The organism is Thermogutta sp., assembly GCF_014359955.1.
Classification (GTDB): Bacteria; Planctomycetota; Planctomycetia; order Pirellulales; family Thermoguttaceae; genus Thermogutta.
Window position 1 is genome coordinate 1 of sequence record NZ_JACIYL010000262.1, and the last position, 5,271, is coordinate 5,271.

Annotated in this window: 4 protein-coding genes; 1 reads left to right on the top strand and 3 read right to left on the bottom strand. The window is 59.7% G+C overall.

All coding sequences use genetic code 11. From position 1 onward, the window contains the following. Positions 1–155: 155 nt before the first annotated feature. The 3 genes from H5U08_RS09515 to H5U08_RS09525 form a co-directional block, all read right to left on the bottom strand. Positions 156–1,526: a sigma-54 dependent transcriptional regulator gene (locus H5U08_RS09515; protein ID WP_297032452.1), complete on the bottom strand. Its 1,371-nt coding sequence runs from the start codon at positions 1,524–1,526 to the stop codon at positions 156–158. A gap of 94 nt (positions 1,527–1,620) precedes the next feature. Next, positions 1,621–3,138: a HAMP domain-containing sensor histidine kinase gene (locus H5U08_RS09520; RefSeq protein WP_297032454.1), complete on the bottom strand. Its 1,518-nt coding sequence runs from the start codon at positions 3,136–3,138 to the stop codon at positions 1,621–1,623. A gap of 112 nt (positions 3,139–3,250) precedes the next feature. Next, positions 3,251–3,808 (bottom strand): hypothetical protein, encoded by a 558-nt coding sequence (locus tag H5U08_RS09525; RefSeq protein WP_297032455.1) that lies wholly within the window; start codon positions 3,806–3,808, stop codon positions 3,251–3,253. Between the two features lie 456 nt (positions 3,809–4,264). Here H5U08_RS09525 and H5U08_RS09530 point away from each other — a divergent pair. Further along, a partial coding sequence (locus tag H5U08_RS09530) for a 4Fe-4S dicluster domain-containing protein (protein WP_297032457.1) occupies positions 4,265–5,271 on the top strand: 1,007 nt, incomplete at its 3' end.

A 5,271-nucleotide genomic window follows, 5' to 3' on the forward strand; every position in this document is an offset into this window, starting at 1 on the left:
GCAGGGTCAGGCAGCACCGGCCACCCAGGCGCCATGACCTCTGCCAGCCGTTTGTCTGGTATGGGATGACATCGGGCCCATCTGCCCGTCTCTGGTGAACTTTGGGTAGGGGTGAAACAATCACCCCTTTTTTTGCGCGCGACAACGTGTGTGTTTTAACGAGACTGGTCGTTACCGCTCGGGGGAGAGAGGGCTTCCAACGCCTTGAGCTTGTAGATGAGCGCTCGGCGGCTGATGCCCAGCTTTCGGGCGGCCAGCGTTCGGTTGCCGCCGCACTCGGCAAGGGTGGAGAGGATTGTCGCCCTTTCCACTGCCGACAGACGCCCTTCCTCAGATTCTTGGGGCGCTTGATGCGCCGAAGATGCCAGGGCGGCCACCTCGGACGGAAGATGCTCCGGAAGGATGATATTCCCCTGCGCCAGCAAACACGCCCGCTGGATCGCGTTTCGCAGTTGCCGCACATTTCCCGGCCAGTGATAGGAGAGCAGAGCGGCCATCGCCTGGGGCGAAAATCGCACAGGCTGGCGGGCAAACTGGCGACCAAAAAACTCGGCCAGCGGCAGAATATCCTCACGGCGATCTTTCAACGGAGGGATAGTGAGCTCCACCACGTTGATGCGGAAATAGAGGTCTTCGCGAAACCGCCCGGCTTTAACAAGTTCCTCGAGATTACGGTTGGTAGCCGCGAGAAGTCGGAAGTCCGTCTTCACAGGCTTTTCACTCCCGACGGGGATGATCTCGCCGGTTTCCAGAGCCCGCAATAGCTTTGCCTGAACGGTAAGGGGCAATTCCCCAATTTCATCAAGAAAAAGGGTGCCCCCGTGCGCTGCCCGAAAATACCCCATGCGGTCCGCGGTTGCCCCGGTAAATGCCCCTGCGACATGCCCAAAAAGCTCGCTCTCGACGAGTGATTCCGGCAAACCCGCGCAATTGGCGGCAACGAAGGGACCCTCCCGCCGAGCACTCCAGTCGCGGATGAGTCGTGCCACCACCTCCTTCCCGCTGCCGCTTGGGCCAAGGATCAGAACCGGAGCGTCGGATTGCGCCACGAGATAGGCCGTTTCCAAAACTTTTTGAAATGCCGGACTCACGCACACTACGTTGGAAGGCAGGGGCGGTAAACGCGATTTCGAGGCAAGCTCGTCAGGACGCCCCACGTGGTCAAGAATGACGGCTTCCAGTTCTTCAAGATCGACGGGCTTGAGGAGATAATCGACGGCCCCAATCTTCATCGCTTCCACCGCCTCGCGAACGTCACCGTAAGCGGTGATCAGAACGATCGGGATTTCAGGGTGCTTTTTCTTCAGATCCGGCAAAATTTCCAGACCTGATTTGCCCGGCAAACGAACGTCCAGAAGGATGAGACCGGGATGCTCATCCGCAATGCGATCCCAGGCCTCCTCGGCTGATCCTGCTTCGGTAACGCGAAACCCCAGCGAGTGCACCACCTCTGCAAAAAGCCTGCGGTGGGCCTCGTCGTCATCCACGATCAGGATCAAAGGCTGTTTGCCAGAGTTACCACGCATGGGCATCAGGTGCCAATGTTACGGGTCTTTCTCCCACCATTGGCGCTTGCAGAAATAACGAAAATCGCATTCCATTGTCTTTTTCAGGACTCTTCTATCCCATGCTATCACGAGACTCGGGAGCTGTTGCCAGATTCTCCGGGTCGAGAGTGTTGACTCCGCTGTCTACGGGCCTTTCCGGGATCGGCGTGGGTTTTCGACTGTGCAGGGGAATAATGATCTGAAAAACGGAACCACCCTCTGAAAGCGCTTGGTACCGAATATCCCAGCCGTGGGCCTCCACGACCTTGCGGACCAGCGCCAATCCCAATCCACTCCCCTGAGGATCAGTCGAAAAATACGGCGTAAACAGGCGGGGAAGCTGCTCCGGCTTGATCCCCGGCCCGTGATCTATCACCTCAATTGTACAGGCGTTAGACACCACACGCGTGTTGATTTCGACAGACGTGCCCGGTTGTGTGAACTTGACCGCATTGTGCAACAGATTGAAGAGGGCCTGACGAAACAGCTCGGGATCGGCCCAAAAAGCGATCGGGCGGTCAGGCGGCTGATAGTGGCAGCGAACGCCTTTGGCTTCGCAATCCGGTTCCAGGAGTGTCAGAAGTTCCCGAATGATCGGTTCCGGATGAACCACCTCCCAGCGCGGTCGATACGGTTTTGCAAAAGTCAGAAACTGCGTCAAACGCGCGGCCAGCCGATCGCACTCTTCCATGACCAGGCGGGCTTCGTGGGCAATCGGGGACTGCGGGTTTTCACTCTGCGCGAGCTTCTGGGCCCAACCCCGGATGAGCCCGAGGGGATGGCGGGTTTCATGCGCGAGGCCGGCCGCGGCCTGGCCCAATTCCTCGTAGTGTTTCGCCCGCAGTTCGGCCAGTCCACGCTCGTGTTCCGCGGTCAAAGCTCTGGTGGCCAAGCCCCACGCGAGAGCAAGCAGCCAGAAACACCCCAGGCCCGTCCCGACCGCGATGAGCCGACTGATCGCGGCCCGACGGAGCTGCGCGTCGTAATCGGAACGATCCAGAAGCAGGATCACAGAGAAAACTCCCCCATTCGAGAAAGGACTGGGGTTTTCCTCTTCCATCGCGTCGCGGAACCAGCGTCCCCAACCGAAGCCGCGACCGCGTCCCGGTCCTTCCGGTGGAAGTGGTGGAAGCTCAAAACTCTTCTGGATGAGAAAACCCGCCGGCAGCACGGTCCAATCGTCGGGGGGAAGCTCCGCGAAGTTGGCTCCGGCGCGAAGTATGAACCGGCAGTTTTTATCGACGATTCCCGCTGCCAGAACGTCGTGGGAATCGACCAACTCATCCAGGACCACCTGAATCTGCTGATCGAAAAAGGCCCCCAGTCGCCGATGGGAACGAATCGCCCCAATGACGGCCTTGGCCAGGGCCTCAGCCTGGCCGCGGACCACTTCTTCCGCAGCGATTCGGTCTGTTTGCCATTCGTGCCACTGCCAGGTGACAAAAAGCAGTGCCAGTGCGAGCAGTAACCCGATGGCGGCCATCCTGGTTCGAGGGCCTTTGAACGCCCCTCCGGCGGTTCGCGCGGGTGTCTCGGGTACGGGAGAAGGCAAGACCAGAGTTCTCGGCGGCAAAGCGGACGTGTCTTTCATAACAGTTACGGAGTCCCCGAATATCTGTGAAAAAGGCGGGAGACCTGATCAATCTCCCGCCGTTGTAAGACTGGAGACTTGGCGCTGTCAACCACGGAGCCCCGCGGCGATTTCACCAGCCTCGGCGGAATTCGTAGTAGTCACAGACGCCATTGCCGTTGCGGTCCACGTAGTAGGGCCCAAGACCCATGCCACGCCCGGGGCCACCCATGCCGTATCCACGGCCCCGTCGAGGTCCAAAACCGGGAGACGCTGGTGCAAAACCGGGACCAGGTCCACGACCGGGGCCCATCCCCATCGCGTATCCAGGCCCCCGACCCAATCCCAGCCCGAGACCGGGCCCACCCCACGGGCACACGCCCATGGCCGGATTTGCGACCGGGGCAGGGCCAACTTTGACCCACTCCGCACGCAGGTCACGAAGCTTGGCCTGCAGTTCTGCAATCCGCTGGCTATCAGGTTGGGGCTTGGCCTGCTCTTCGGCCAGAGTTGCCATGGTGCGGAACCATTCGGCGCGGAGTTCCGCCAACTTGGAAACGGCGGCTCCCGGTGAGGGGGCAACAGCCGGAGCTGAGGTGCTTGCGGCCTCAGGCTCGCTGGCCCACGCTATTCCGGGAAGTACCAGAAGACCCAGTCCAGTTAGAATCGTCAAGAATCGTCGAGCACGCATGGTTGTGTCCTCCTCATTTCAGGGTTACTTGTGTCCGATACACCTCGAACTCCACTTTCGATCTTCAGGCCGGCGCCGACCTGTTCACTGTATTTAGCACAAGCGATGCCAAAGCGCGTTTTTCGCCGCGTGGCCCCGCAAAACCCGCGGGAAAAGCTGTGAACGACCACCTGTTTGTCGGCGGGACAGACCTCAGTTACTCCTGGACTTGCCCGCCGGCCGGGAAATTTTTGCAGAGAATGGTCCGCCAGACGATCGGTTGGAGTGTGCAATTTCTGCACAGCTTGTCGGCCAAAGAGAATTGCGGGAAGCAAGGGCAGGAATTCATCGCGGTGCTGCTTTAAGCTAAGATTGAAAAAAGTCTTCCCGCGTTTTTTTCGTTTTTCTCCGACAAATTTCTCTCGCCGGGAAACGAACCCCCGGCTGGCAGTCCTCGACGATGCAGGCGCGAAAGAGATGAACGTCACGGTGGAACACATTTTCGAGGCCGGCGTGGTGGGAGCCGGAGGGGCCGGGTTCCCAACGCATGTGAAGTTATCCGCCAGAGCCGACACTGTGCTCATCAATGCGGCCGAGTGCGAGCCGCTCCTCCATAAGGACAAAGAGATCCTTCGCGACTACACGGAGACGGTCCTGGAAGGCCTCCAGATCGCCATGCAGCTTGTGGGAGCGGAGCGCGGCGTCATCGGCATCAAAGGAAAGTACCACGATGTCATCGAAAAGCTGGAACGGATGATTCCTCCGCGGGTGGAGATCGTTCCTCTGCCCGACGCCTATCCGTCGGGTGACGAATTCATTCTTGTCTACGAGGCGTTGGGACGCATCATTCCGCCTGGGGGAATTCCCCTGCACGTGGGAGCTGTCGTGATCAACGTGGAGACAGCGTTCAACGTGGCCCAGGCCGCTTCACAGCCGGTCGTGGAAAAATATCTGACGATTGCGGGGGCGGTGAGGGAGCCTGTGACCCTCCGCGTGCCGGTGGGGGTGACACTCGCAGAGTGCCTCGAACTGGCGGGCGGGGCAACAGTGGAAAATCCCCAGTTGATGGTGGGTGGGGTGATGATGGGGTATCTGGAAGAGAACCACCAGGCCCTCGTGGATAAAACGACCGGGGGTGTTATCGTTCTTCCTCACGATCACATCGTCATTCGGCGGCGCCGTCAGGACTGGAAACAAATTGCCAGGATTGGCCGATCCGCCTGTGATCAATGCAGTTTCTGCACCGAATTGTGCCCGCGGTGGCTTCTCGGACATCCCATCGAACCCCACCGGGCCATGCGCAGCCTCGGCTTCAATCTGGTGGGTGAAGCGAACGTCCAGGGGACCGCATTCTGTTGCGAGTGCAATCTGTGCAGCCTGTATTCCTGTCCGGAAGACCTTGACCCGAAAAACGTCTGCGCGCAGAACAAACGCCGGATCCTCGCCGAGAAGCGACGGTGGGAGAATCCCCCCTTCGTCCCGGA